A 25,698-nucleotide genomic window follows, 5' to 3' on the forward strand; every position below is an offset into this window, starting at 1 on the left:
GAAGCGGGAGTACGACGAGGACGACGTGCGGGTGCGGCCCGGCCGTTCCTCCCGTCCGCGCACGCGGACCCGACCCAAGCACGACGACGCGGTCGACGGGTTCGTGTTCGCGGTCGACCGGGGGCGCTACACGGTCGAGGTGGGCGACGACGCGCCCGTGACCGCGATGCGCGCCCGCGAGCTGGGCCGCAAGTCCGTCGTGGTGGGCGACCGGGTCTCGCTGGTCGGTGACACGTCCGGCGCGGCCGGCGCGCTGGCCCGGATCGTCCGGATCGCCGAGCGCACCTCGGTCCTGCGCCGCACCGCCGACGACGACGACACCACGCCCGAGGGCCGGCTCGAGCGGGTCGTCGTGGCCAACGCCGACCAGCTCGTCATCGTCAGCTCGCTGAGCGATCCGCCGCCGCGGACGGGTTTCATCGACCGCTGCCTCGTCGCCGCGTACGACGCCGACATCGACCCGCTGCTCTGCCTGACGAAGGCCGACCTGGCGGGGCCCGACGAGGTGCTCGGCTACTACGCCGAGCTCGACCTGCCGCACGTGCTGGTGCGGCCCGACTCCGACCTGACCGCCGTGCGCGAGCGGCTGGCCGACCGGGTGAGCGTGCTCGTGGGTCACTCCGGGGTGGGCAAGTCGACCCTCGTCAACCGGCTCGTGCCGGACGCCGACCGGGCGGTGGGGGTGGTCAGCGCGATCGGCCGCGGCCGGCACACCTCCACGAGCGCGGTGGCGCTGCGGCTGCCCGGCGTGCCCGGTTGGATCATCGACACGCCCGGCGTACGCAGCTTCGGGCTGGCCCATGTCTCGGCGGAGAGCCTGCTCCACGGCTTCCCGGACCTGGTCGAGGGCACGGTCGACTGCCCGCCCAACTGCGAGCACACCCCGACCGAGGCCGAGTGCGCGCTGGACGCCTGGGTCGCCGCCGGCAACGCCGACCCCCGCCGGCTGGCCTCGTACCGGCGCCTCCTCGCCTCCCGCGCCGGAGCCGACACCGAAAACTAGTAGCGTTTGCGGCCATGGCCCCCCGGTACGCGGACGATCTCTCGCTCGCCCATGTTCTCGCCGACACCGCCGACAAGATCTCCATGGACCGGTTCCGGGCCCTCGACCTCCGGGTCGAGTCCAAGCCCGACCTGACCCCCGTCTCCGACGCCGACCAGGCGGTCGAGCGGGCGCTGCGGGCCACCCTCGGCCGCACCCGGCCACGGGACAGCGTGCTGGGCGAGGAGTACGGCGTCTCCGCGGCGGCCGCCGGCCCGGGCCACCGGCAGTGGGTGATCGACCCGATCGACGGCACCAAGAACTACATCCGCGGCGTACCCATCTGGGCGACGCTGATCGCGCTGATGGAGGGCGACCAGCCGGTGGTCGGCCTGGTCTCCGCCCCCGCGCTCGGCCGGCGCTGGTGGGCCGCGCTCGGGCACGGCGCGTTCGCCGGCCGGCACACCGCCGCCGCGACACCCATCCGGGTCTCGGGTGTACGCCGGATCGGTGACGCGAGCTTCTGCTACTCGAGCCTGCACGGCTGGGAGGAGACGGAGCGGCTGGAGCCGGTCCTCGACCTGATCCGGCAGAGCTGGCGGAGCCGGGCATATGGCGACTTCTACGGATACATGCTGGTCGCCGAGGGTGCCGTCGACATCATGGTCGAGCCGGAGCTGTCGCTCTGGGACGTGGCCGCGCTGATTCCGATCGTCACCGAGGCGGGTGGTGTTTTCACCGATCTGTCCGGTCAACCGGGACCGGCGGGTGGCAGCGCGGTAGCCACCAACGGAAAAATTCATGAAGAGGTGTTAACCCGCCTGAGCTGACCGCTTGTCGGGTTCCGGGAGATCATCTCTGACCGGATGTTTTGATCGAAATACCCGGTGTGATCACGGGTTGCCGAGTTCGGCCGGTCGCCAAGCGGGATGCCAGGAACCTCCGTTACTGTGCGCGGGTGCTGTCCACCAGTTGGTCATTTCTCGCGGCGATGGTCATCGCGTACGGGATCGCCAACCTCCTCCAGTCGGTCGCGGCATCACGCACCAAGCTGCACACGTCGTGCAACCCGAAACTGCTGGTCCGGCTGGCCAGCCAACGGATCTACCTGTACGGCGTGGCCTTCCAGATCGTCGGCTTCCTGCTCGCCTTCGTCGCGCGCCGGGACCTGCCGCTCTTCCTCGTGCAGTCGGCGGCGTCGGCCGGCCTCGGGGTGACCGCGCTGTGCGGCGTGCTGATCCTGCGCTGGAAGCTCCCCAAGGCCGAGGTCGGCCTGCTGGCGCTGCTCTTCGGTGGCCTCTTCGCACTCGTCATCTCCGCCCAGCCGGCGACGGCGCACGGCATCGGCTCCGGCGGCCTCGGTGCGCTGCTGGCCTGGCTCGCCGCGATCGCCGTCGGCGGCATCTTCGCGGCCCGGCTGCACGGCGCGCCGGGCTCGGTGGCCCTCGGCAGCCTCGCGGGCATGGCGTTCTCCGCCGCCGCGGTCGCCGGCCGCCCGCTGGCCTCCAGCCACTCCATCTCCGAGTTCGTCTCGAGCCCGCTGCTCTACGTGCTGATCGGCGCCTCGCTGCTCGGCCAACTGCTGATCGGCCTCGCGATGCAGCGCGGCTCGACGACCGCCGCCGTCGCGTCGATGGACGCCGCCGCCGCGGTGCCGGCGGCCGCGATCGGCCTGCTCTTCCTCGGCGACAAGATCCACCCCGGCCGCGAGTGGGTGGCCGCGCTCGGCTTCTTCGTCACCCTGGCCGCGGTGATCGGCCTGACCCGGTACGCGGAACCCCAGCACCACCACCGGACCGCCGAGGCGAAGCCGCGCGCCCTGACCGCCGGCCCACGGGCGCTCAAGGCCCGCGCCCTGGCCGCCCGGCACATCGCGACCGACGCCGCCCGTACGGTCGTCGCCCGCCCGATGCCCGCCGGTCCCCCGCCGGGTTCCGGTCCGGCCCGGCGCTAGCCGTCGCCACACCGGGCGCAAACCGCCTGATCGGCGCGACGCGTCGGTTCGCCGCCCGAGCGGGGCGGGGTCGCGGCAAACCCGTCCGCATGAGCCCCCCTGGTACGGGGTATCGGACCCCCATGGCGCTCACCCGAACGCTCGCCCAAGCGGTCGTCGTGATCACCGGAGCCTCCAACGGCACCGGTGCGGCGACGGCCCTCGAGGTGGCGCGCGGCGGCGGCACGGTGGTGCTGGCCGCGCGCGGCGAACCGGCCCTGGACGCGGTCGCCGAACGCTGCCGGGCATTCGGTGGCCGGGCGGCCGTGCTGCCCACCGACGTCACCGATCCGGACGCCGTCATGCGGCTCGGGGAGACCGCCGCGGCGCTGTTCGGCCGGATCGACGGCTGGGTCAACAACGCCACCACCGGCGCGGTCGGGCTCTTCGAGGAGATACCGGTCGACCAGCTACGCCAGGTCGTCGAGGTCAACCTGCTCGGCGTCGCGTACGGGATGCGGGCCGCCCTGCCCCACCTGCGCGCGGCCGGCGGCGGCGTGCTGGTCAACAACGCGTCGGCGCTGTCCACCATCGCCCTGCCGTACCAGTCGATCTACAACGCGGCGAAACAGGGCGTCCGCGGGCTCGCCGACACCGTCCGCCAGGAACTCCGGGTCACCGGCGAGCGCCGGATCGCCATCTGCACGGTTCTGCCGGCCGGCACGACCGCACCGGTCCGCCGGTACGCGGCGGGCCTGCGCATCGCCCCGCCACCCCCGGTCCAGCCGCCGGAGGTGGCGGCCCACACCATCGTGCGGCTGCTCACGAGGCCACGCCGGGAGGCGTACGCCGGAGGTCTGGCCGGGCTGCCGTGGATGACCTGGCGACCCGTACCCGTCGTGACCGGGTTCGAGCGACGCGCCGCGGCGTTGCGCGCGTCCGCGATGCTGGGACTCGCCGCCGGCACCGCCGCGGGCACCATCGCGGCCGTCACCCGGCGACACGCGAGGGGGCGGCGATGGTGACGACGACACGTCACACGCGTGGTAGGGCGCGCGCGTCCCTCCCCGACCTGCACAATGGAGCGATCATGCCGACCGACGTGCATTTTCTGGTAGCCGCCGACGATCCGTACGCGGTCGTCCAGCTCCAGGGCGTGCTCGACCGCCGGTCGGCCGAGGCGCTGCGGGGTGCCCTGCTGTCCGTCGTCGCCGACCGCACGCCGACCGTGATCGAGGTTTCCGGCCACCGGATCGACGACCCGGCCGTGCTGTCGACCTTCGGCGAGGTCGCCCGCGAGACCGCGGACTGGCCCGCCGGCCACCCGGTGATCAGCGTGCCCGCCCCGTTCGCCGGAAGCTGGCAGGGCGTCGGGTTCCGGATCGCCGACGGGGTCGGCACGGCCGCCGGATACTCGCCCGACGACCTGCTGCGCGCCGACCTCGAGCCGATGACCGGTGCCGCCCGCCGGGCCCGCGAGCTGGTCACCGAGGCGTGCGCCCGCTGGGAGCTGCCCGCCGTGGCCGGTCCCGCCTGCATCGTGGTCACCGAGCTCGTCAACAACGTGGTCGCGCACGCCCAGACGGCGATGACGCTGCTGGTCGGGCGGGGCGCCGACGGCGACACGCTGCACCTGTCGGTGCGCGACTGGGCCACCGCGCTGCCCGTCTACCAGGGGCCGGTGCCGACGAGCTCGTACGGCGGCCGGGGCCTGCTGCTCATCCAGTCGGTGGCACTGCGCTGGGGCACCACCGACCTGCCCGACGGCAAGGTCGTCTGGTCGGTCGTCGCCGGGGACGACGACGAGTGAACTCGCTGGGCAAAACGCCGCTCACCAGGCAGGCTGAGAGCTGTGACCGGCAAGACTGACGCGCGGCTGCGCGAGCTGATCCTGCTGCGCCGTGTCCGCGACCGGATCGACCGCGACTACGCCGAGCCGCTCGACGTGGAGGCGCTGGCCCGCGGCGTGCACCTCTCGGCGGGGCACCTGAGCCGTGAGTTCCGCGCCGCCTTCGGCGAGTCGCCCTACAGCTACCTGATGACCCGGCGCATCGAGCGGGCCATGCTGCTGCTGCGCCGGGGCGACCTGTCGGTCACCGAGGTCTGCTTCGCGGTCGGCTGCGCGTCGTTGGGCACCTTCAGCACCCGGTTCTCCGAGCTCGTCGGCATGTCGCCGAGCGAATACCGGCGCCGGGCCGCCGCCGACGGGGCCGGCATCCCGGGCTGCGTCGCCAAGCAGGTCATGCGACCGATCAGGAATCGAGAAGCGGTCGCCGTCGTCCGCGACCTAACCTGACCCGCATGAGCATGCTGATTTTCCACACGTTCCTGCCGGCCGACGACCCGGAGAAGTCGCTCGAGTTCTACCGGGACGCGCTGGGTTTCGAGGTGCGCAACGACGTCGGCTACGGCGACATGCGGTGGATCACCGTCGCGCCGCCCGGTGAGCAGACCTCGATCGTGCTGCACCCGCCGGGCGCCGACCCGGGCATCACCGACGACGAGCGGCGGACCATCGCCGAGCTGATGGCCAAGGGCAGCTACGCCTCGATCGTGCTCGGCTCGTCGGACCTGACCGCCACGTTCGAGCGCATCCAGGCGAGCGGCGCCGAGGTCGTCCAGGAGCCGATGGACCAGCCGTACGGGGTGCGGGACTGCGCCTTCCGCGACCCCGCCGGCAACATGGTCAGGATCAACCAGCTCTCGTCCTGAGGCTTTCAGGCGTGCGGCGCGGCCAGCACCGGGGCGAGGCCGGCGACGCGCAGCGTGCGGCGCACGAAGACCTGCATGTCGCCGATGCGCAGCCGGACCCCGGCGGCCCGCGCGGCCTCCAGGCCGGCGAGCAGGGCCGACACCCCGGCCGCGTCGATGATGGGCACACCCGCCAGGCTCACCGCGACCTCGCGCGGCGCCGGCCGGGACCCGGCCACCTCGACCGCCTCGAGAAGCGCGGCCCGCAGCGGGTCCGCGGTGTCCCGGTCGACCTCGCCGGACACGTCGAGGCGGACCAGGCCGCCCTTGTCGCGCCGGCGGACGCTGATCTCGTGCTGTTCGCCGGGCCCGTTGCCCGCCTGCCACTGCCGCGGCGCGTCGCTGAGCATCGCTTCGCGCAGCCAGGCCAGCGCCCGGGAGAGCAGCCGGGACACGTGCATCTGCGAGATGCCCAGCTCGGTGGCGATCTCGGTCTGCGTCTTGTTGCCGTAGAACCGCAGCGCCAGGATGCGCCGCTCGCGCTCGGGGAGCCGGCACATCAGGCTGGCCACCGTCAGGCGGTCGTCGACCGCCTCCAGGCCCACGTCGGAGCCGCCGATCAGGTCACCCAGCTCGGCCTCGCTCTCGGCGCGGGCCGGCATGTTGAGGGAGAGCGGCGTGTAGGCGGCCGCGGTCTCCAGGGCCGACAGCACGTCCTCCTCGTCGACCCGGAGGCGCTCGGCCAGCTCGGCCACGGTGGGCGCGCGGCGCAGCTTGGCCGTCAGCTCCGTGGACGCCCGGTTGACCTCGATGCTGAGCTCCTGCATCCGGCGCGGCACGTGGACACCCCAGGTGCGGTCCCGGAAGTGCCGGCGCAGCTCACCGATGATGGTCGCTGCGGCGAAGCCGGTGAAAGCCCCACGTTCGGGGTCAAAACGGTCGACAGCCTTCAGAAGCCCCAGCCGGGCGACCTGTTCCAGGTCGTCCATCGGCTCGCCGCGGCCGCGGTAGCGCCGCGCCAGCCGCCCGGCGAAGGGCATGGCGGACCGGACCAGGCGTTCCCGCGCCGCCTCGCGCGCATCATCTCCGCAACGGTGGGCATATGACATGGCGACGGCGTCGAGGGCCGGCAGATCCAACTCGCCGGAAGCGGGCAGGCCGCTGTGAAGGGTCATCGCGCGAACTCCTCAATCGCCCTCACCGCCACCCTGGTCGGGCGGGGAGAGATGGCACCGGTGTGCGGAATGTGCGCTCTGATGCCCGCGTGTTGAGCACCCGGGGACGGGGTAGCCGTCCCCTCTTCGTGACCATACGTCGGGCCGCGCGAACCGAGCAATGAAAAGCGAACGCATTAGTTGCTTGGAGGCATCGATCACATCACCGGACCGCCGGTTGCACCCGGCCCGTCAGGGGTAGAAAGGCCGGTATGGCCCGCGAAGACGAGTACCCAGAGCCCTGGTCGGATCCGGAGAGCGAAGGCCTGCCGGGCACCGCCGACGACGACTCCACCGCGTACGACGACGTCGACTCGGAACGCGAGATCCAGGGACCGGACCCGGCCGCGCTGCCGGTCGACTCGCCCCTGGGCGTCGACCGCTTCGGCACCACCGCCGAGGAGGCCGAGCAGGGCGAGTCACTCGACTACAAGCTGGCGCGGGAGAACACTCCCGAACCGGTCGACGACCCCCTGGCGACCCCGGCCGACCAGCGGATCCTCGACGAGGAGGACATCGGCACCGAGAACGCCCAGGCGCAGCTCGACGCCGACGTGCTCGACGACGGGCCCACCGGTGACCCCGACTCCGAGGTGTCGCTCTACGACACCGACGGGCTCGAGCTCGACGGCGGTGGGCGGCCCATAGGGCGTCTGGTCGACCCGGCCCAGTTCGCCGGCGAGGACGAGCCCGAGGGCGCGCTCATCGACGACGAGGGCGACTCGATCGCGGACGACGCGGGCGCGGCCGGCGGCGGCGCCACGGCCGAGGAGCTGGCCATGCACGAGACGGAAGAGCCGCCGTACGAGTAACCGCTCCTAGTCCAGACCCTGCTCGATCGCGTACCGGGTCAGCTCGACCCGGTTGTGCAGCTGGAGCTTGCCCAGCGTGTTCTGCACGTGGTTCTGCACGGTGCGGTGCGAGACGCCCAGCCGCTCGGCGATCTGCTTGTACGACAGTCCTTTCGCGACCAACCGCAGCACCTCGGTCTCCCGCTCGGTCAGCTCCGGCGCGGCCGGCGCGGGCGCGGCGGCGAGCCGCCGGTACTCGCCCAGCACCAGGCCGGCCAGCCCGGGCGTGAACACCGCCTCGCCCGCCGCGGCCCGGCCGACCGCCGCCAGGAACTCGTCCGGCGCCGCCGACTTGACCAGGTAGCCGGTCGCGCCCGCCTTGACCGCGTCGAGCACGCTCTGCTGCTCGCCGCTGGCCGACAGCATCAGCACCTTGACCTCCGGCAGCGCGGCCCGCAGCCCGTGGATCACCTCGACGCCGGACACGTCGGGCAGCTGCAGGTCGAGCACGACCACGTCGGGTCGGGTCGCGCCGGCGATCCGCACCGCCTGCCGGCCCTCCCCCGTGGTCGCCACGACCTCGTAGCCGGCTTCGGCCAGATCGCGCGCGACACCCGTACGCCACATCGGATGGTCGTCGACCACCATCACCCGGATCGGGTCAGTCATGCCACGAGCTTAGGAACCACCAGCTCGATCTCGGTGCCCTGGCCCGGTGCCGAGTGGATGCGGACGGTCCCGCCGAGGTCGGTGACCCGGCCGCGGATCGACTGCGCGACACCCAGCCGGCCCTCCCGCTCGGCCGCCGCCAGCCGGCCCGGCGGGATGCCGGCGCCGTCGTCGCGGACCGTGACGGTCACCGCGGCGGGCTCGTCCTCGACCAGCACGAAGACCCGGGCGTCGGCACCCGCGTGCCGGGCGGCGTTGTCGAGCGCGGCGCCGACGGCCGCGGCGAGCTGGGCCGCCACCTCCGTGGGCAGCGGCACCGCCGTCGCGGGCGCGGCGACCGAGACGACGTCGCTGGCGTACGCGCTGACGAGCGCGCCGAGATCGACCACGCCGGAGGTGGCCGGCGGCGGCGGGCCGGTCGCGACCAGCCGGCGCAGCGCGGCCTCCTGCTCCCCCGCCAGCCGGGCCAGCTCGCCGGCCTCGCCGTCGAGGCTCGCACCGCGCCGCCGGACCAGCGCGAGCACCTGCAGCACCGAGTCGTGGATGTCCCGGGCCAGCCGCTCCCGCTCCCGGTTGGCCGCCTCCAACTCGGTCGCCCGCTGCAACCGGGCCTCCGCGATCGCGCCCAGCCGGGCCACGTGCCCGACGCCGACGGCGGCCAGCAGCATCAGGGTGGTGCCGGTCAGCGACGCCTGATTCAGCCTCGGCCGCACCGCCAGGTCGGCGAGGCCGAGCAGCAGGGCGGCCACGACCCCGAGCCGCCGCCCGCCGGCCACCGCCCAGGCCAGCACCGGCGCGGCCAGCCAGGCCACGGCGAGCCCCGGCGTGCCGTTGCCGAGCGCGTCCCGGCCGATCACCCACTCGGCGGAGAGCAGCACCCCGGCGGTGACCGCGAGGTCGGTGGCGAGCAGCCCCCAGCGCCGCCGCTCCGGCCGGGTGAACAGCCAGCTCGCCGCGACGGTCCAGCCGACCAGGACGACGACGACCGGGATCGCGGCCAGCGGGCGGCGGTAGTCGCTGACGTTGCTGACGATCAGGGCCAGCGCGAAGGCCAGCGAGGCGAACCGGTAGACCACGATGGCGCGCCACAGGGGCCCCTGCAGGCCGCCGCTGGTCGGCGCCGCCGACGTCACGACGGCCGGGGCCGCAGCGCGAGGACGCAGGTGTCGTCGCCGGGGTTGGCCGGCTGCAGGCGCTCGATGAGCGCGTCGACCGGGAGCTGGCCGGTGCTCGCGACGGTGCGCAGCAGCGGGCCGAGCCAGTCGCTGTCGTAGCCGCCCCGGCGCTCGATCAGGCCGTCGGTGTAGAGCAGCACCGTGTCCCCTTCGGCCAGCGTCGTCGTGACGGTGTCGTACGTGCTGTCGGGGCGTGCCCCGACGATCATCCCGGGTGGCCGGGTGAGCGCCGCCGCGGTGCCCCCGGAGACCAGGATCGGCGGCGGGTGCCCGGCCTGCGCCCAGGTGAGCTCCCGCGTCTCCGGATCGAAGTGTGCCACCACGACGGTCGCTGTGGGTTCACTGGCGTCGTCGTGCACTATCCGGTTCAGGTAGGCGAGCAGCTCGCCCGGCTCCGTGCTGGTGACCGCCAGCGCCGCCACCGAGTGCCGCAGGCGGGCCATGGTCGCGGCGGCGGTGATGCCGTGCCCGGCCACGTCGCCGACCGCGAGCAGGCTGCGGCCGTCGGGCAGCTCGACGATGTCGTACCAGTCGCCGCCGACCCGGCTGACCACCTCGGCCGGCAGGTAGCGGACCGCGACGTCGAGCCCGGGCAGGCGCAGCACGCCGGTCGGGATCGGCAGGATGATCTGCTGCAGCGCGGTCACCAGCCGGTGCTCGGTCTGCTGGCTGCGCAGCCGCTCGGCCAGCTCCGCCTCGATGTCGACCAGCCGGGCCCGGTCGCGGGCGGCCGCCTCGCGCGCCGTGACGTCCTGGACGATGCCGTAGACCTTGAGCACCCGGCCGGTTCGGTCGCGCACGGTTTCGAACCGGGCCCGCAGGTGGCGCTCCTGCCCCTCGGCCAGGATGCGGTAGTTGAGGTCCGCCGACTGCCCGTCCTCGAACACCCGGGCCAGCCGCGGCGCGATCCGCGGGGCGTCCTCGGGGTGCAGCTGGGCGACCGCCTCGTCCAGGGTCGGCGGGCCGCTCTCGGGGTCGCGCCGGAAGATCGCGTACAGGCCCTCGGACCAGTAGACGCCGCCGGTGGTCAGGTCCCACTCGCCCCAGCCGAGGCGGCCGAGCCGCTCCGTCTGCGCGATCCGGGCGGCCAGCCGGCGCTCCTCGTCGTGCCGGGTCCAGGTGAGCAGGACGCCGCCGCCGAACCGGGAGATCCGTACGGTGAAGACCGCCGTCTCGACGCCCGGTGTCTGCGGCGTGTAGGTGAACGGGCCGATCTCCCTCGGCCGCCCCGTCTCGAGCACCTGGGCCAACGAGTGCCACACCTCGCCGCCGACGATGCTCGGGTAGCTGGTCGCGGTGCTCGTGCCGACGAGCTCCCGGCCGCGCAGGCCGGTCACGTCGCTGGCCTCCGGGCTGGCCGCCACCAGCACCCAGTCGACGATGGTGCCGGCGGCGTCGCGGATCGGCACGGAGACACCGACCGCGCCGGGCAGGGCGTCGAGCATCGACTGCGCGTCGGTGATCCAGCCCGCCTGGTGCGGGTGGGACCGCAGGCGCTCGACCACCTCGTCGCTGACGGCGTCGACGGTCCGGCTGACGGCCGCGCGTACCTCCGGTGGGAAGGGTTGCCGCTGCGCGAAGAAGGCCACCACGACGGCGCCGGCCTCGGCGCCGACCGGGACCACCGCCCGGGACGGCCATTCCGCGCCGGGACCGCCGACCAGCAGGTAGTGCGGCGGCGTCGCGGTGCGGTCGGGCAGGAAGAGCGGGTCCCGGGTACGCGCGACGTAGCCGGCCTCGGTCGGCGGGTGGGCCGGCACCCGGCTCCACGCGTCGACCACGGCCGGCGGCACCCCGGCAGCGCCGACGAGCTGCAGGGAAGCGTCCGGCTCGACCGCGTACACGGCGACCGCGTCGGCGCCCACCTCGTGCCGCAGGCGGTCGCGCAGCGTGCCGGCCAGGTCGGCCAGCGGCTCCCGGCCGGGCGCGGCGACCGCCCGCGCGGCCATCCGGGCCGCCTCCGCGGCGGCGGCGCTGGCCATCCGGCGCACCTCGTCGAACGGGGCCGCCGGGGCGGGCGAGCGGTCGAGGATCGCCGCGGCGGCCTCCGGCTCCGACACGCCGGAGCGGTCGGCCAAGCCGCGCAGCCGCTGTCTCGCCTCTACCGGTGAACACTCCAGTCGCTCCGCCAACACCGCCACCGCGGCGTCGATCAGGGCGGCCAGCGGGCCGTCCGCTCCGGGGACCTTCCGGTTGTCCGGCACGATCCGACGATCCCACAGACGCGGGCGTGTCGGCGCGGGCTTGCGACCAGCGCCACCTCGGCTGGCGGGCATCCGTCAGGGCGGATGCGGGGCCGGCCGGCACGACGTAGTGTGATTGCGGGACACCGCCCGCGGACGGTGGCTCCAGGCTGCGACAACGGCGGCCACCCGGCTAGCACCTCCGAGGCGGCACATGACCGACGACGGGCACCATCGGCCTGAGGCGGTCGCGCCCGCCACGGGGTCGCTGCTGCTGGCCGAGACGTTCTCACGGGGTCAGGTGACCGATCTCCGGCACTCGTTCGCGGGCTGCGCCGAGGCGGCGGGCCTCCGCGACCAGCGCCTCGACGACTTCGTGCTCGCGGTCAACGAACTGATCACCAACGCGGTACGCCACGGCGGCGGCGCCGGGCAACTACGCCTCTGGCGCGCGGGGGCGACGCTCGTCTGCGAGGTGTCGGACGGCGGCGCCGGCATCGGCGCGGAACGCCTGGCCAACCACGAACGCCCGGCCCCGGACACGGCGGGCGGCTGGGGCCTCTGGCTGGCCGACCAGCTCAGCGACAGCATGGCGGTAGCCACGGGCCCGGCGGGCACGACGGTCCGGATCACCACGTCCCTGGACGAGGCGGACGGCCGCGTCGGCACCCTGGCCGCCGTCGCCAGCCGCGACGACACCACCGCCGGCCTGGCCGGCGGGGCCGGTGGCTTGGGCGCCGCGAGCAGCGGACTCGGCGGTCGAGGCGGCGTGACGGGTGCATCCGGCGGCGACGGCGGTGCGGCCAGCGGCCTGGGCGCCGGGGATGAAGGCCTGGCCGGTGCGGCCGGCGGACTGGGCGGTGCGGGTGACGGCCTGGGCGGTCGGGTCGCGGACCCGGCGGGGGCGCGGGAGCGCCTGGAGTGAGCACCGACCCGGCGGCGCCGCGGCAGGCCACCGGCGGTCCGTGGATCGAGGAGACGGAGCTGGCCGCTCCGCTCGTGATCAGCATCGAACCGGCTGACGCACTGGTGCGGTTGCGGGTGGCCGGGGAGCTGGACATGTCGACGGCGCCCGGGTTGTTGGCGCGGATCGAGGCGCTGGCCGCGGCCGGGTCGCCGCGGCTGGTGGTCGACCTGACCGCTCTGATCTTTTGTGACTCGGCCGGGCTCACGACGTTCGTGCGCGGCGATCGGCGGTGCATGGAGGCGGGCGGCTGGCTACGCCTGACGGGCGCGCGCGGTCAGGTGGCTCGGGTGATCGACATCAGCGGCGTGGCCGACGCCCTGGGTTATCGGCCGTCCTGAGGTCGTGCTGGCGCGTCCCCCCGTGCTCCTTATCGGTTGTCCTGGTCGAGATCGGGATCCGCCTGGTCAGGCGGCTCGGGTAGGAGTTGGCCGCTCAACCACGCGTCGGCGTCGAGATCGAGCCGCTCGGCCTCACTGCCGCGCGGCACCTGGGCGTAGGTGTCCGCCAGGAAGGCGGCGACCGTCGCCCGCGGCGCCTCGAGCAGCGCCTGGCCGTCGGGTGAGCTCAGCGCCAGCGCGATCGCGTCGCCCTGGGTCGTGCGCCACGGCCAGATCCGCACGTCGCCGAGCCCGGTCGGCTCGTTGAGGCCCGCCGCGAGCAGGTCGCGGGCGAACGACCAACTCACCGTGTCGCGCCGTCGACGATCCAGGAAGAACCGGACCCGCACCGCGTACGGGTCGGCCGGGTCGTAGTGCAGCCCGCAGGCCACCGGCACCCCCGTCGCGTCCGGCGCCAGCAGCCGGACCACCGTCTCCACCGCGACCGCGGCCGGCTGTCGCGTCTTCTTTCCGCCCGATCCGTCGACCGCCGGAACCGGCTCACGCTCCATGCCGTCCCCCTCTCACCCGGTCGTGCACCATGCCGATCGGAGGCTCACCCGATCGTGTTTCGTGAATGGTGCCGTGTGTCAAGAGGGTGGGGTCGCACACCGCGTGCGCGCAACCCGTCCTTTCTCGGTCCCACCGGGGGGACCGTCGGGGATGGACCGACGGAGGTCAGGAGAGCAGCAGGCCGACAGCGATCGCGACCATGACGGCGGCGACCACCCCGTCGAGCACCCGCCAGGCCCCCGGCCGGGCCAGCACAGGGGCCAGCTTGCGGGCACCACCGCCGAGCGCGGCGAACCAGACGGCGCTGGCCGCGACCGCCCCGGCGGCGAACACCCACTGGTGGCGGTGCTGGCTGGCGACCGCACCGAGCAGCAGCACGGTGTCGAGGTAGACGTGCGGGTTGAGGTAGGTGAAGGCCAGGCAGGCGACCAGCGTGGCCCGTAGCGTCGCGGGCCGGGCGGCGCCGGCGTGCAGGGCGGCGGCCGGGCGGGCGGCGCGGCGGGCGGCGAGCACCGCGTACGCCAGCAGGAACGCCGCACCGCACCACTTGGCGACCTGCAGCAGCATCGGCCGGTCCGCGATCGCGGTGCCCATCCCGGCGACCCCGAGTGCGATCAGCAGCGCGTCGGAGGCGGCACAGGTGATCACCACGGCCCAGACGTGCTCCCGGCGGAGCCCCTGGCGCAGCACGAACGCGTTCTGGGCGCCGATGGCCGCGATGAGGGCGAGCGAGTTGGCGAAGCCGGCGAGCACGGAGGTGAACATGGCCGAACCGTACGTGCGGCGCAGGCCGTACTCCAGCTAAGGTTTTTCATGCTTGTTTAGAATTTCTCATCATGGCGCTCGACTCGACCCAACTGGCGACATTCGCCGCGGTGGTCGACGAAGGCAGCTTCGAAGCCGCGGCCCGCGTCCTGCACGTGACCCCGTCCGCGGTCAGCCAACGGATCAAGGCACTGGAGCAGGCGGTCGGCCAGGTCGTGCTGCGCCGGGCCAAGCCGTGCCGGGCGACCCCCGCCGGCCGGCCGTTGCTGCGGTTGGCGGGCCAGATAGCGGTCCTGGAACGCGAGGCGCTGGCGGCCGCGGGCCAACGCGGCGCCACCTGGTCCCGGGCGGCGATCGTGGTCAACGCGGACTCGCTGGCCACCTGGTTCCTGCCGGCGCTGGTCACGGCCGGGGACCGGATCCTCTTCGACGTACGCGAGGACGACCAGGACCACACCGCCGAGTTGCTGCGCGACGGCGCGGTGATGGCCGCGGTGACCGCACAGCGCGAGGCGGTGCAGGGTTGCCGAGCGGAACGCCTGGGCGCGATGCGCTACGTGGCGACGGCGGCCCCGTCGGTGGCGGCCCGCTGGTTCCCGGCGGGTGGCACTCCCGAGGAGTTCGCGGTGGCACCGATGCTGGTGCTGGACCGCAAGGACCGGTTGCAGCACCGTTTCCTGCGCCTGCTCAGCACCCGCCCACCGGAGCCACCGACGCACTACGTGCCATCGGCCTGGGGCTTCACGGAAGCGATCCGCCTGGGGGTGGGCTGGGGCCTGATGCCGGAACAGATAGCCACGACAGATTTGGGAGCGGGCCGAGTGATCCGCTTGGCGGGAAGCCAGCAGTTGGACATCCCGCTCTACTGGCAACACTGGAAACTGAACTCCACAGTGCTCAAGGCACTAACGACGGCAGTCCGCACCGCCGCGGCGGCGGCCCTCCGCTGAACGCCGAGAGAAACGAGGACTCGCCCGGGACGACCCTCAACCACCCGAACCGCCGGAACAAGGCGCACCGAAGCGCCGCCGCTGTCGGCGGACGAGGCGCGGGACCTACTCGCGCTGGCCAGTGAACTCAGGCGCCAACTCGCCACCGACGTCGGCGCCACCGATCCGCCAAGGCTGCAGTTGGCACGGCCCGGTCCCACCGTGGCACCGCCACCTTCCGTCTCCGCTTAGCCGACCCGCGCGATCGGGTTTGGAGCGGTCGCCGCAGCCCGGTCCCGACGTGCCGCCACGCCCGTCCGTCGTCGCCTGGCCAGCCCGGGCGATCAGGTCGCCGAGCGGTCGCCGCGGCCCGTGACGGCCAGGACCGCCAGCACCACGGCGCCCGTGCCCCAGACGATGGTCAAGGTGAGTGGGTCCGGCAGCGTCGGGAGCGGAACAGGCCACGCGTCGTCCGGGAAGACCGGCGTCGCCGGGCCCGCGACGGCCCACGTGCCGACCGCCAGCAACGGGCCGACGATGACGCCCACCAAGGTCGGCCAGAGACGTAGGCGCCGGGCCGCCCCGCGGAGGGTGCGGGCGCTGACGCCCTGCGCCCGAAGTACGCGGCCGCGGGCCGCGCGGTTCGTGCGCTCCACCGCGGCTACCAGGCCCAGGCCGAACAGCACCAGCAGCACCGCGAAGGCCGCCGTGACCAGTTCGTAGCGGGCCGCCAGCGCCGCGCCCGAGGCGTCGGCGTAGTCGGCGTGGTCCGCCGCCACCGTCTGGTCGAGGACCGTCAGGCCCGCGGCCGTCAGGCGGGCCACCGCGTCATCCGGCGCGTCCGGGCCCAGCCAGACCTGCGGGAAGCCGCCCTCGCCCATCGGGGCGGCGCGGTTCAGGTATTCGAGGTCTACCAGCAGGCCCGACGAGCCGACGCCGGGGAGGGTGGGGCGGGAACCGATCGCCGTGGCCGGCGCCGGCTCCGTGCGGCCCGGTGACACCACCGCCCAGCCCGTGTCGGTCTCCCGTGCGGTGGCGGAGTCGGTGCGCAGCACCGGCACCACCTCGGGCACGTCGGCGACGACCAGCCGTTGGGGCGCGTCGGTCGCGGTCATCTCGACCGTGACCGCGCCGCCGCCGGTCGAGACCTTCGGTGCGGTGACGATGACGCCACCCTGGATCAGACCGCGCCAGCGATTGCTGTCGCTGAGCACCTCCGGGCCGGCGACCACCTGGTCGGGACCGGTCTGGCTGATCTCGTGGACGGTGACCCGCATCGTCGAGGGCACCGGTTCGACCTCGATCGCGATCAGCCGGCAGCCGGCCTCGCACGCGGGCAAATCGTTGGCGTAACTGTGCCGGCCCAGGTGGACGTCGCCGAGCGCCACCGGGCGTTCGCTGCCGCCGGGCGGCTGCACGATGGCCCGTAGCTCCGGCTCCGCCCCCGGCCGGAAGGCGCCGCGGACCGGGTCGAAGGTGGGCATCTCGACCGTCGCGTCGATCTGGATGCGGCGGCCGGTGATCGGCGCCGAGGGCGGCACCGGCGGACGCAGCCCGCGCACCAGGTCGGCGGGCACCGAGTCGGGTGGCGCGACCGCCACGAGCCGTTCGCTGTCGACCGCCATGGTCGGCGGGCCGGACCCGGTCGAGGGGATCGCGACCACGGCCATCGCCCAGCGGCCCTCCGGGTCGGCCTCGCGCACCGCGGTCCGTAGGTTGCCCCCGCTGATCAGGTTGACGTTGAGGAGCTGGGCGGCGCCGAGCTCGACGCCGGCGCGCTGCGCCCGGGCCGCGTCGCCCGCGTCGACCGCCAGCACCGTGAAGCAGAGCAGGGAGGCGCCGAGCACGGCCAGCGTCACGGCCCGCCGGGGCGCCGCCCGGCGGGACAGCTCGATCCCGGCCAGCGCGGCGGAGAGCCGGCCGGCGGACAGCGCGCGCAGGCCGGCCCGGCGGGCGGCGGGCGCGAGCAGACGGCTGGCGAGGAGGGCTCCGCCGAGGATCACCAGCGCGGGCGCCAGGACCGCGATGCCCCCGCGCGGCGGCCCGGTCGCGTTGCGCGCTTCCAGCACCGCGAACGCGGCCAGCGCGACCACCATCGCGTCGACGGTCAGCGAGCGCCAGGCCCCACCCTGCCGGAGCACCTTGCGGAGCAGGTCGATCGCCCGGCCGGTGACCACGGTGCGGTAGGCGAGGGCCACGGCCAGCACCGCGCCGGCCATCGCGACCAGCGCGTAGCGGCGCAGGCCGGAATCCAGGCTGAGGTCGACGTCGCCGCCCGGCACCGCGTACGCGCCGACGAACTGGCCGGCGAGCAGGCCCAGCGGCGCACCCGCGAGCACCGCGACCACGTCGGGCCCGGCCGCCAGGGTCCAGCGGTAGGGCACCGGTAGGCCGCGCACCGCCACCTGGCCGAGCTCTGTGCGCCGGGCCTCGGCGCCGGCCGCGGCGGCCAGGAAGATGACGAACCAGCAGAGCGGGACGACCGTGAGCGCCAGCCACGGCACGAGCGAGCGGACCGCCGCCCTGCTCTGCTCGATCCGCTCGACCAGGTCGTCGGTGCCCGCGACGAGGGTGGTGTCCCGCTCGTTGGCCTCGGCCGTCAGCCGCTCGATCTTCTCCGGGTAGTGGTCGACCCAGTCGACCGTGAGTTGCGCCGGGTCGGCGATGAGGTCGTAGGTCTGCGTCTCCGGGACCAGCCCGGTGAGCAGCCGGCCGGTGGCCCGGGACCCGAAGATCGGCTCGACGCCGACCCGGTTGATCGTGCTGGCCGCGCGCACGTGCGGATCCACGAACAGACCCGGCGGGTACGGCGAGACGGCTCCCCAGTAGGGGTGGGTCGGGTCGATCGGGTGGTAGACGCCGACGATCGAGAGCGACACCGTCTGACCCATGCGGACGAGCTGGGCGGCGCCCTCCACGGTCTGGAACTCCGCCTGCCGGAACGAGATCGCGTCACCGACGCCGGCCTCGAGCTGGGCGGCGCTCTCCTTGCCGATCATCACCTCGGCCCGGCCGGTGGGGCAGCGCCCGGCGTCGAGCGTGACGTGCGCGCACACACCGTCGCGATAGGACAGCTGCCACGAGAGGTCCATCGTCTTCGGCGCGACGTCGATGGCGGAGCCGAAGACGAGGTCGAACCCGGGCGTGGCGAACGCCGGGCCGCCGAGCCGCTCGAAGGCGTCGCCGATCTCCCGCGGGTCCTTGTTGCTGGTGAAGCTCAGCACCCGCTCGTGGGGTGCCGCGGCCGCGACCTCGTTGGCCACGACGGACCGTTCGGCGGCCACGGTGTAGGCGGGGCCGGCCACCGCCGCGGTCACCGGCAACGCACCGAGCAGCAGCAGGACGGCGGTGCGCCAGCGGGCCGCGCGGAGCAGGTCGACGATCACGCCGATCATGTGGGCTCACCCCCGTCGCGCCGGACGCGGCCGGAGGCCAGCGCGACGACCAGCGCGAACACCAGGGCGGCGGAGACCGCGGCGAGCAGGAGCGGCAGCGGGCGCACCGCGGCCGGTGGAGGCAGCACGTCCCAGCGGTCCGGGAACGCGGACAGCGGCGCCGCGAGGACGGTACGCGCGGGCACCGCGGTGACGACGCCGGCCACCAGCGCGACGGCGGACACGATCAGGTAGCCACCGAACATCGCGCGCCGGGCGGTGCGGGCGCTGAGCCCCTGCTGGCGCAGCGCCGCGAGCTCGGCGCCGCGGGGCCGCCGCTCCACCGCGACGATCACCCCGAGCGCGCCAGCGGCGAGCAGCACCATCAGCGCGGCGGCGATGAGCTGGAACCGGGTCGTGGACGGCGGCGCCTGGCGGGAGTAACGGTCGGCCAGCGCCGCGATCGTGCCGCCGCCGTAGACCGCCACGTCGTGCGCCGCGAGCCGGTCGGCCAGGTCGGCCGGCGCCGCGCTGGTGGCCCACACCTGCAGCGACTCGCCGCCGCCGAGGTCGCTGCTCATCAGGTCGGCGGTCTCGAGGTCGACCAGCACCGCGTCGCGCCCGACCCGGGGGACCGCCACGGCCGAGCCGGTGATGGTGATCGGGACGGCGCTGCCCGGGAACGCCACCACGTGCGGGTCGGAGGCGTCGAACTCGGCACGCCGCACGCCGGCCGCGATGGCCGGGAGCCGCTCGGGGTTGTCGTCGACGTAGACGAACGGGTCGTTCGGGGACGGTGGCGGGGGGCCGGGCGTGACGACCAGACCCGTCGCGGTGCTGGCGACGGCCGCCGGTGCCGGGCCGCCCCCGACGGCGGTGCGCCAGCGGGACCGTTCGGCGAACGCCGGCGTGTCGATGCCGCCCTCCGCGCCACGCAGCGCCGAGAGCAGCACGGCGTCGGGCGCCGGGTATTCGGGCGACTCGATCGGGAGCCCGGGAAGCGCCGGCGCGGGCGGCGCCGTCGCCTCGGGGACCACGCCCGACCCGACGATCTCGAAGGAGACCAGCCGGCACCCGGCCGCACAGCCCGGCGCGGCGGCGCGGTAGTCGCCGGCACCACCCTTGACCCAGCCGAAGTCGGCATGGACCGCCGCGCCGCCGGTCGTCTGGAGGGCCGCCTTGACCTGGGCGCTGCCGCGCAGCGCGGTCGCCGTCAGGGTCAGCTCCGCCCCCGTCACGGTCAGCGGGGCCGGTGGCTCCGGCCGCAGCCGGGCCGCGACCGCCGCGGCGTCGGCCCCGCCGTAGTCGCCGCGCCAGCGCGGCACGGTCGCGAGCCGGGTGGTGTCGACGGCCAGCACGCCGAGGTTGGCCGACGCCACGACGGCCATCGCGAACTCGCCCCGCGGGTCGATCTCCCGGGTCGCCGCGAGCAGCACCGTGCGGCTCGGTGCCGTGACCAGCAGGACCTGGTCGGCGCCGATCTCGGTGGCGGCCCGCTCGGCGCCGGAGCGGGTCGTGGTGTCGGAGGTGGTCACCGCGACGCAGAACAGCGTGACGGCCGCCGTGAGCAGTGCGGTCAGCCGGGGGACGGCCGGCCGGCGCGCCAGTTCGGTCGCGGTGAACGCGACACCGAGGCGGCCGGCCCGCAGTGCCCGCCGCGCGACGCCGGCCGCGATCGGCACGACGACGCGGGCCAGGACCACGCCCAGGGCGAACGCGAGCAGGGCCGGGGCGAGCAGGGCCAGCCACGTGCTCTGCTGGCCGGCGCCCTCGACCGGGTCGCGGCTCGCGTAGGACCAGGCCTCGTAGGCGCCGGCCAGCGCGAGGATGACCAGCACGCCGTCGACCGCGCCGTAGCGCCAGCCGGTGCGGCGCGGCGGCACCGCCCGCATCAGCAGCGCGACCGGCGCCGAGAGCGCCCGGCGCTCCGCGATCGCGGCGGCCAGGATCGCGCCGAGCACGGTCACCGCAGCGGCGGCCACCGAGAGCAGGTCGGTGGTCGTGGGGGAGAACTCCGCGATGCCGACACCGGCGCGCAACGGCACCATGACCGCGAGCCCGACCAGGCCGCCGAGCAGCATCGGCACCGCGCTCTGGCCCAGCGTCAGCGCGAGCATCCGGGATCCGCCGGCGCCGCGGAGCTTGAGCAGGCCGATGTCGCGGTGCCGCTCCAGCGCCCCGTGCCGCACCGCGAGGAACAGCGCGATCCAGCAGAACGCGAGCAGCTCGATCATGCTGATCGGCACCGCGTACACGATGTCCAGTTGGCTGTTGTAGATGGTCACCGCGAGCACCCGCAGCGGCGTCTGCGGCTCGTAACCGCGCTCGCCGAGTGTCGGGGTCGCCTCGACGATGCGGTCGCGCACGGACAGCGGCGGGTGGTGCTGGAACACGTCGCCGCTCGCCACGGCGTCGACGACCAGCGTGGTGGTCTGCGGCCGCGCGGCGACGATCGTCTCCGGCACCGTGAACAGCGGCGGGTTCTGCTGGCCGGAGTCGAGCAGGCGGGCGGCCGCCCAGTAGTCGGAGTAGGGGTCGCGGATCCGGTAGACGGCCGTGACGGTGAACGGCTTCTCCTCGTAGCCCGGCGCGTAGGCCAGCGCGTCGCCGACCTCGACCCCGAAGTTGCGGGCCGTCGGCTCGCTCACCGCGACCTCGCCGGGGCGGCTCGGGCAGGCGCCGTCGAGGTCGACCTCGGCGCAGAAGCCGGTGCGGTTGACGAGGAGGACGTTGTTGCTGTTGGAGCCGACGACCACCGAGCCGTTGACCACCCAGCTGCCGTGCACCCGCAGGTCAGGCAGGCCGATCTCGGTGCCGACCTCCTGCTCGGCCTGGCTGACCGCGTCGGGGCGCAGGTCGGCCTGGTCGATGGGCCGGCGCATGAACACGGCCCGGTCGAGCACCGGCGCGGCCTCGGCCGTGGCGTGGGCCAGGTCGCGGGTGGCCGTGGCGATGTATTGCGGTGCCGCGGCGGCCGCGCCGGCGGAGAGCACGGTGAGCAGGAACAGCGTGATGGACGGAGCGCGCCGGCTGGCCAGCGCGCGCAGGATGAGCCCGAACATCCCCCGCTCCCGTCGTCGGGCCCGGCGGCGGCGCCGGGCTCGTCTCTGGTGGACGCGTCCACCGTGCGGAGAGGTTGTCACGATCGATCGCTCTGCGCTGCCCCGGAACCCCGAGACTGTGAAACTTGCGCGCACCCAGCAGGATGGCTGCATGGAACTCGTTCGTAAGATCCCCGCCATCCGGTGGTTCGCCCGGATCGGTGCCGTGCTGACGACCGCGTCGCTCGCCGTCCTCGTGCCGGCCATGGCCTGGGCCAGCACCTCCGGCGCCTACGACGTGGCGGTCGAGGCGGCCCGCAGCCGCCGTCGTGGCGGCTTCGGCTTCTTCGGCGTCGCCGGCCTGCTCTGCTGCCTGGTCGTGGTCGCGGTGGTGGTCGTCGCGGTCCTTCTCGTCAACAAGAACCGCAAGCGCCGCTAGCTCGCCAGGGCGGTCGCGGCGGCGCGGGAGAACTCGACGGCGGCGTCCGCCGGGCCGTACTTGTCGGTGGCCACCGTGTCGGCCGCCGCGGCCAGCAACTCCCGCAGCTTGGTGTGCGCGGCCGGGGGCGGCGCCGGCGCGGGGCCGATCCGGTCGCGCATCGCGTTCTCGAACTCGTGCGCGGTGCGGGCCGGCCCCTGGGCCAGGTCGGCGGCGTTGGCCTCGCGCACCTCGAGGTTGGGCGCGAAGCCGCGGTCGTCGCCGAGGGCGCGCCCAGCCTGCGGGTCGTTGGTCAGGAAGTCGATCACGTCGGCGAGCACCTCCGGCGACCGGGTGCCCCGGTAGCCGGCCCAGTAGTAGCTGGCCCGCGTCCACTGCCCGCGGGCGTCGCCGGGGCAGCCGACCAGGGCGAGGTCGTCGTCGGTGCGCCCCTGCCAGGCCGCGAAGTCGGTCGACCAGCCGAACGCGGCCGCGGCGGTGCCCTTCGTCAGCGCCTGCTCACCCGTCGGCTCCCCGGCCTTCGCGATCGCCCCGTCCTCGCGCGCGTCGCGCCACATCGTGAACCAGCGCGTCACGTCGGGCGCGTTGAAGCCGGGCCCGCCCTTCTTCTCGTACAGCTCCCGCCCCTGGGCCCGCAGCCACATCCAGAACGCGTCCAGGTCGCCGGATCCGTCGGCCAGGCCCGCGACGTCCTCGCCGCTCTCCGCGTGCACGTCCCGCGCCCAGGCGAACAGCTGCGGGTAGGTCATCCCGCTCTTGGGCTCGGCGACCCCGAGGTCCTTGACCAGCGTGCGGTTGTAGACGACGGCCGGCGTCCCGGCGCCGGCGGCGACCGCGAACGTCTTGCCGCCGACCTTGCCGTAGTCCGCGAGCCCCACCGGGAATCGGGTCACGTCGATCTGACCGCCCGCGACCGGCGCGCTCAGGTCGAGCAGCAGCCCACGGCCGGCGTAGTCGACCAGCCACGCGTCGTCGATCTGGAAGAGGTCGGGCGCGTTGCCGCCGACCGCCTGAGTGGCGAGCCGGTCGTAGTAACCGGCCGCGCCCTGCCAGGTGACCTTGAAGTTGGTGCCGGGATGGCGCGTCGAATAGAGCTTGAGCGCGGCCTCGGTGTGCTCCGCCCGGGCCTGGTCGCCGTACCAGAACACGGACAGCGTCACCGGCCCGGTGGATCCTTCGGACCGGCCCGCCGAGCAGCCGCCCGCCAGCAGGGTGACGACGGCGAGCAGGGCGACGACCGGCCGGCGTGGGAAGCCGCGCACGCCTGGACTCCTCGCTGCTGGGTTACTGGATCGTCAACTACACCGCCCGTACCGACGGGGTGTCAACTGCTCGTGATCTACTGAATCGGTGGAGCTGCTGCACCAGGGGAAAGTCCGCGACGTCTACGCCGACGGCGACGAGCTGGTGCTGGTCGCCTCCGACCGGCTGTCCATCTACGACGTCATCCTGCCGACGCCGATTCCCGACAAGGGCGCCATCCTGACCCGGCTCTCGCTGTGGTGGTTCGCGCAGCTCGCCGGCATCGTGCCCAACCACGTGATCTCGGCGACCGACGTGCCGGCCGAGTTCGCCGGGCGGGCGATCCGGGTCCGGCGGCTCGACATGCTGCCGGTCGAGTGCGTCGCGCGCGGCTACCTGACCGGCGGCGGCAAGCGGGAGTACGACGAGACCGGCACCGTCTCCGGCATCCCGCTCGCGCCCGGCCTGGTCGAGGCGCAGCGGCTGCCCGAGCCCATCTTCACCCCGTCGTCCAAGGCGCCGAAGGGCGAGCACGACGAGCCGATCTCGTTCGACCAGGTGATCGCCGAGGTCGGTCGGGAGACCGCGGAGGCGATCCGGGACATCACGATGGCCGTCTACCGGCGTGGCGCGGAGCTGGCCGCCGAGCGGGGCGTGCTGATCGCCGACACGAAGATCGAGCTGGGCCGGGCGACGGACGGCACGCTGGTGCTGGGCGACGAGGTGCTCACCCCGGACTCGTCACGGTTCTGGCCGGCCGACGACTACGAGCCGGGGCGCACGCAGTTCTCCTTCGACAAGCAGTTCGTCCGCGACTGGGCGACGGACGCGGGCTGGGACAAGAAGTCGCCGCCGCCACCGGTGCCGGACGACGTCGTCGCCGTGACCCGCGCCCGCTATATCGACATTTATGAGCGTTTGACAGGCGAAGCCTGGTAAAAGGCTCAAACCCAGTCGAGCGTACGCGTGACCGCCTTGCGCCATTGGCTCCACTCGCGTTCGCGGCGAGCCTTGTCGACGAGCGGCTGCCATTCCGCGTCGGGCCGCCAATGCGCGCGCAGCGCGTCGAGGTCCGGCCAGAATCCCACCGCGAGCCCGGCCGCGTAGGCCGCGCCGAGACAGGTGGTCTCGGTGACCCGGGGCCGGACGACCGGCAGGTCGAGCACGTCGGACAGCGTCTGCATGAGCAGGTTGTTGACGGTCATCCCGCCGTCGACCCGCAGCCGGCGCAAGGCCACGTCGGTGTCGGCGTCCATCGCCTCGACCACCTCGCGGGTCTGCCAGGCGCTCGCCTCCAGCGCCGCGCGGGCCAGGTGGGCCCGGGTGATGTAGCCGGTCAGCCCGGCGATCACGCCCCGCGCGTCGCCGCGCCAGTGCGGCGCGAACAGTCCGGAGAACGCGGGCACGATGTAGCAGCCGCCGTTGTCGTCGACGGACGCGGCCAGCGCCTCGATCTCGTCGGCGCTGCCGATCAGGCCGAGGTTGTCACGCAGCCACTGGACCAGCGCGCCGGTCACGGCGATGGCACCTTCCAGGGCGTACGCGGGACGCTCGGAACCGACCTGGTAACCGACCGTGGTGAGCAGCCCGTGCCGGGACACCACCGGGGTCGCACCGGTGTTGACCAGCAGGAAGCTGCCCGTACCGTAGGTGCACTTGCCCTCGCCCGGCTGGAAGCACGCCTGGCCGAACAGCGCCGCCTGCTGGTCGCCGAGGGCGCCGGCCACGGGGACGCCGTCCATCCGGCCGCCGCGGGCCGGGCCGTACACCTCGGACGACGGTCTGATCTCGGGCAGCATCGCCGCCGGGATGCGCAGCGCGTCGAGCAGGTCCGGGCTCCAGTCGAGCGTACGCAGGTCCATCAGCAGCGTCCGGCTGGCGTTGGTCACGTCGGTGACGTGCCGGCCGGTCAGGTTCCAGATCAACCAGCTGTCGACGGTGCCGAACAGCACCTCGCCACGCTCGGCCCGCCCGCGCAGGCCGTCGACGTTGTCCAGCAGCCAGCGCAGCTTGGGCCCGGCGAAGTAGGTGGCCAACGGCAGGCCGGTGATGCGGCGGATGTCGGCCTCGCGGTCGGCGAGCGTACGCAGGACGGGTTCGGTCCGGGTGTCCTGCCACACGATCGCGTGATGCACCGGCTCGCCGGTGGCCCGGTCCCAGACGACGGTGGTCTCGCGCTGGTTGGTGATCCCGAGCGCGGCGATGTCGTAGCCGGCGGTCGCCTCCTCGACCACGGCCCGCACGTTGGCCCAGATCTCGGCGGCGTCGTGCTCGACCCAGCCCGGCTTGGGATAGCGCTGGCGGTGCTCGCGCCGGGCGACGGCGGCGATCCCACCGTCACCGTCGAAGACGATGCACCGGGAGGAGGTGGTGCCTTGATCGATCGCGGCGACGTAGGGCATGCGGGCCATTG

At 74.2% G+C, this 25,698-nt stretch carries 22 protein-coding genes and 1 pseudogene; 13 read left to right on the forward strand and 10 right to left on the reverse strand.

Going from position 1 to position 25,698, the window contains the following annotated elements; all coding sequences use genetic code 11:
• Nucleotides 1-25: 25 nt before the first annotated feature.
• The 7 genes from rsgA to Asi02nite_RS11455 all read left to right on the forward strand — a co-directional run bounded on the left by rsgA (nucleotide 26) and on the right by Asi02nite_RS11455 (nucleotide 5,627).
• Nucleotides 26-1,003: a ribosome small subunit-dependent GTPase A gene (rsgA, locus tag Asi02nite_RS11425; protein ID WP_373312233.1), complete on the forward strand. Its 978-nt coding sequence runs from the start codon at nucleotides 26-28 to the stop codon at nucleotides 1,001-1,003.
• Nucleotides 1,004-1,017: 14 nt separating this feature from the next.
• On the forward strand, nucleotides 1,018-1,812 hold the full coding sequence (gene hisN, locus Asi02nite_RS11430) for a histidinol-phosphatase (protein ID WP_203712392.1): 795 nt from the start codon (nucleotides 1,018-1,020) through the stop codon (nucleotides 1,810-1,812).
• 161 nt (nucleotides 1,813-1,973) lie between these two features.
• Nucleotides 1,974-2,936 carry a hypothetical protein gene (locus tag Asi02nite_RS11435; RefSeq protein ID WP_239126658.1) on the forward strand — a complete coding sequence of 321 codons (963 nt, stop codon included), beginning with the start codon at nucleotides 1,974-1,976 and terminating at the stop codon, nucleotides 2,934-2,936.
• A 122-nt stretch (nucleotides 2,937-3,058) separates the two neighbouring features.
• Entirely contained in the window at nucleotides 3,059-3,940 is an 882-nt protein-coding gene (locus Asi02nite_RS11440; protein ID WP_203712394.1) for an SDR family NAD(P)-dependent oxidoreductase, read from the forward strand.
• Nucleotides 3,941-4,005: 65 nt separating this feature from the next.
• The gene (locus tag Asi02nite_RS11445; protein WP_203712396.1) at nucleotides 4,006-4,725 is read left to right on the forward strand and encodes an ATP-binding protein; all 720 of its coding nucleotides are present in this window, start codon (nucleotides 4,006-4,008) and stop codon (nucleotides 4,723-4,725) included.
• A 42-nt stretch (nucleotides 4,726-4,767) separates the two neighbouring features.
• Nucleotides 4,768-5,211 carry a helix-turn-helix transcriptional regulator gene (locus Asi02nite_RS11450; protein WP_203712398.1) on the forward strand — a complete coding sequence of 148 codons (444 nt, stop codon included), beginning with the start codon at nucleotides 4,768-4,770 and terminating at the stop codon, nucleotides 5,209-5,211.
• Nucleotides 5,212-5,216: 5 nt separating this feature from the next.
• Complete coding sequence (locus Asi02nite_RS11455) at nucleotides 5,217-5,627, forward strand: VOC family protein (protein WP_203712400.1); 411 nt, start codon at nucleotides 5,217-5,219, stop codon at nucleotides 5,625-5,627.
• A gap of 5 nt (nucleotides 5,628-5,632) precedes the next feature.
• Here Asi02nite_RS11455 and Asi02nite_RS11460 read toward each other — a convergent pair whose 3' ends face one another.
• On the reverse strand, nucleotides 5,633-6,781 hold the full coding sequence (locus Asi02nite_RS11460; RefSeq protein WP_203712401.1) for a SigB/SigF/SigG family RNA polymerase sigma factor: 1,149 nt from the start codon (nucleotides 6,779-6,781) through the stop codon (nucleotides 5,633-5,635).
• A 251-nt stretch (nucleotides 6,782-7,032) separates the two neighbouring features.
• Between Asi02nite_RS11460 and Asi02nite_RS11465 the strand changes: the two genes are divergently transcribed.
• Complete coding sequence (locus tag Asi02nite_RS11465; RefSeq protein ID WP_203712402.1) at nucleotides 7,033-7,632, forward strand: DUF5709 domain-containing protein; 600 nt, start codon at nucleotides 7,033-7,035, stop codon at nucleotides 7,630-7,632.
• A gap of 6 nt (nucleotides 7,633-7,638) precedes the next feature.
• Here Asi02nite_RS11465 and Asi02nite_RS11470 read toward each other — a convergent pair whose 3' ends face one another.
• From Asi02nite_RS11470 to Asi02nite_RS11480, 3 genes are read right to left on the reverse strand one after another with little or no spacing between them, the layout of a single operon-like run.
• Entirely contained in the window at nucleotides 7,639-8,280 is a 642-nt protein-coding gene (locus Asi02nite_RS11470; protein WP_203712403.1) for a response regulator, read from the reverse strand.
• Complete coding sequence (gene macS, locus Asi02nite_RS11475; RefSeq protein ID WP_239126643.1) at nucleotides 8,277-9,413, reverse strand: MacS family sensor histidine kinase; 1,137 nt, start codon at nucleotides 9,411-9,413, stop codon at nucleotides 8,277-8,279. The genes Asi02nite_RS11470 and macS overlap by 4 nt, the downstream gene beginning before the upstream one ends.
• Nucleotides 9,410-11,659, reverse strand: coding sequence for a SpoIIE family protein phosphatase (locus Asi02nite_RS11480; RefSeq protein WP_203712404.1), 2,250 nt, complete (start codon nucleotides 11,657-11,659; stop codon nucleotides 9,410-9,412). The genes macS and Asi02nite_RS11480 overlap by 4 nt, the downstream gene beginning before the upstream one ends.
• 193 nt (nucleotides 11,660-11,852) lie before the next feature.
• On the opposite strand from Asi02nite_RS11480, the pseudogene Asi02nite_RS11485 reads away from it, so the two are divergent.
• Both Asi02nite_RS11485 and Asi02nite_RS11490 read left to right on the forward strand, forming a co-directional pair.
• A pseudogene (locus Asi02nite_RS11485) lies at nucleotides 11,853-12,281 on the forward strand (ATP-binding protein); the annotation flags it as partial.
• Nucleotides 12,282-12,559: 278 nt separating this feature from the next.
• Entirely contained in the window at nucleotides 12,560-12,943 is a 384-nt protein-coding gene (locus Asi02nite_RS11490) for an STAS domain-containing protein (protein WP_239126644.1), read from the forward strand.
• Between the two features lie 29 nt (nucleotides 12,944-12,972).
• Here Asi02nite_RS11490 and Asi02nite_RS11495 read toward each other — a convergent pair whose 3' ends face one another.
• Together Asi02nite_RS11495 and Asi02nite_RS11500 are read right to left on the reverse strand one after the other, a co-directional pair.
• A complete protein-coding gene (locus Asi02nite_RS11495; protein WP_203712405.1) occupies nucleotides 12,973-13,494 on the reverse strand; it encodes an SsgA family sporulation/cell division regulator in 522 nt (173 codons plus the stop codon).
• 166 nt (nucleotides 13,495-13,660) lie between these two features.
• Nucleotides 13,661-14,260: a LysE/ArgO family amino acid transporter gene (locus Asi02nite_RS11500; RefSeq protein ID WP_203712406.1), complete on the reverse strand. Its 600-nt coding sequence runs from the start codon at nucleotides 14,258-14,260 to the stop codon at nucleotides 13,661-13,663.
• A 71-nt stretch (nucleotides 14,261-14,331) separates the two neighbouring features.
• Here Asi02nite_RS11500 and Asi02nite_RS11505 point away from each other — a divergent pair, with 71 nt between their 5' ends.
• Entirely contained in the window at nucleotides 14,332-15,210 is an 879-nt protein-coding gene (locus Asi02nite_RS11505; protein ID WP_203712408.1) for a LysR family transcriptional regulator ArgP, read from the forward strand.
• Nucleotides 15,211-15,533: 323 nt separating this feature from the next.
• Here Asi02nite_RS11505 and Asi02nite_RS11510 read toward each other — a convergent pair whose 3' ends face one another.
• Together Asi02nite_RS11510 and Asi02nite_RS11515 are read right to left on the reverse strand one after the other, a co-directional pair.
• Nucleotides 15,534-18,584 carry a hypothetical protein gene (locus Asi02nite_RS11510; RefSeq protein ID WP_203712410.1) on the reverse strand — a complete coding sequence of 1,017 codons (3,051 nt, stop codon included), beginning with the start codon at nucleotides 18,582-18,584 and terminating at the stop codon, nucleotides 15,534-15,536.
• Nucleotides 18,581-21,625 carry an FtsX-like permease family protein gene (locus Asi02nite_RS11515; protein WP_203712412.1) on the reverse strand — a complete coding sequence of 1,015 codons (3,045 nt, stop codon included), beginning with the start codon at nucleotides 21,623-21,625 and terminating at the stop codon, nucleotides 18,581-18,583. Before Asi02nite_RS11515 ends, Asi02nite_RS11510 begins: the two co-directional genes overlap by 4 nt.
• 151 nt (nucleotides 21,626-21,776) lie before the next feature.
• On the opposite strand from Asi02nite_RS11515, the gene Asi02nite_RS11520 reads away from it, so the two are divergent.
• Nucleotides 21,777-22,043: a hypothetical protein gene (locus tag Asi02nite_RS11520; protein WP_203712414.1), complete on the forward strand. Its 267-nt coding sequence runs from the start codon at nucleotides 21,777-21,779 to the stop codon at nucleotides 22,041-22,043.
• On the opposite strand, the gene Asi02nite_RS11525 is transcribed toward Asi02nite_RS11520, so the two are convergent.
• Nucleotides 22,040-23,305, reverse strand: a complete 1,266-nt coding sequence (locus Asi02nite_RS11525) for an ABC transporter substrate-binding protein (protein ID WP_203712415.1) — start codon at nucleotides 23,303-23,305, stop codon at nucleotides 22,040-22,042. The genes Asi02nite_RS11520 and Asi02nite_RS11525 overlap by 4 nt on opposite strands.
• An 88-nt stretch (nucleotides 23,306-23,393) precedes the next feature.
• On the opposite strand from Asi02nite_RS11525, the gene Asi02nite_RS11530 reads away from it, so the two are divergent.
• On the forward strand, nucleotides 23,394-24,224 hold the full coding sequence (locus Asi02nite_RS11530) for a phosphoribosylaminoimidazolesuccinocarboxamide synthase (protein ID WP_203712417.1): 831 nt from the start codon (nucleotides 23,394-23,396) through the stop codon (nucleotides 24,222-24,224).
• 5 nt (nucleotides 24,225-24,229) lie between these two features.
• On the opposite strand, the gene glpK is transcribed toward Asi02nite_RS11530, so the two are convergent.
• The gene (glpK, locus tag Asi02nite_RS11535; protein WP_203712419.1) at nucleotides 24,230-25,687 is read right to left on the reverse strand and encodes a glycerol kinase GlpK; all 1,458 of its coding nucleotides are present in this window, start codon (nucleotides 25,685-25,687) and stop codon (nucleotides 24,230-24,232) included.
• Nucleotides 25,688-25,698 lie beyond the last annotated feature (11 nt).

Origin of the sequence: Asanoa siamensis (assembly GCF_016862555.1) — a bacterium.
Taxonomy (GTDB): domain Bacteria; phylum Actinomycetota; class Actinomycetes; order Mycobacteriales; family Micromonosporaceae; genus Asanoa; species Asanoa siamensis.

Coding starts and splice junctions, on each gene's coding strand:
- Asi02nite_RS11435 (WP_239126658.1), top strand. CDS start 1,974: ATGGTCATCGCGTACGGGATCGCCAACCTCCTCCAGTCGGTCGCGGCA.
- Asi02nite_RS11460 (WP_203712401.1), bottom strand. CDS start 6,781: ATGACCCTTCACAGCGGCCTGCCCGCTTCCGGCGAGTTGGATCTGCCG.
- Asi02nite_RS11510 (WP_203712410.1), bottom strand. CDS start 18,584: ATGATCGGCGTGATCGTCGACCTGCTCCGCGCGGCCCGCTGGCGCACC.
- Asi02nite_RS11445 (WP_203712396.1), top strand. CDS start 4,006: ATGCCGACCGACGTGCATTTTCTGGTAGCCGCCGACGATCCGTACGCG.
- Asi02nite_RS11440 (WP_203712394.1), top strand. CDS start 3,059: ATGGCGCTCACCCGAACGCTCGCCCAAGCGGTCGTCGTGATCACCGGA.
- Asi02nite_RS11455 (WP_203712400.1), top strand. CDS start 5,217: ATGAGCATGCTGATTTTCCACACGTTCCTGCCGGCCGACGACCCGGAG.
- Asi02nite_RS11465 (WP_203712402.1), top strand. CDS start 7,033: ATGGCCCGCGAAGACGAGTACCCAGAGCCCTGGTCGGATCCGGAGAGC.
- glpK (WP_203712419.1), bottom strand. CDS start 25,687: ATGCCCTACGTCGCCGCGATCGATCAAGGCACCACCTCCTCCCGGTGC.
- Asi02nite_RS11495 (WP_203712405.1), bottom strand. CDS start 13,494: ATGGAGCGTGAGCCGGTTCCGGCGGTCGACGGATCGGGCGGAAAGAAG.
- Asi02nite_RS11500 (WP_203712406.1), bottom strand. CDS start 14,260: ATGTTCACCTCCGTGCTCGCCGGCTTCGCCAACTCGCTCGCCCTCATC.
- hisN (WP_203712392.1), top strand. CDS start 1,018: ATGGCCCCCCGGTACGCGGACGATCTCTCGCTCGCCCATGTTCTCGCC.
- Asi02nite_RS11515 (WP_203712412.1), bottom strand. CDS start 21,625: ATGTTCGGGCTCATCCTGCGCGCGCTGGCCAGCCGGCGCGCTCCGTCC.
- Asi02nite_RS11470 (WP_203712403.1), bottom strand. CDS start 8,280: ATGACTGACCCGATCCGGGTGATGGTGGTCGACGACCATCCGATGTGG.
- Asi02nite_RS11520 (WP_203712414.1), top strand. CDS start 21,777: ATGGAACTCGTTCGTAAGATCCCCGCCATCCGGTGGTTCGCCCGGATC.
- Asi02nite_RS11505 (WP_203712408.1), top strand. CDS start 14,332: ATGGCGCTCGACTCGACCCAACTGGCGACATTCGCCGCGGTGGTCGAC.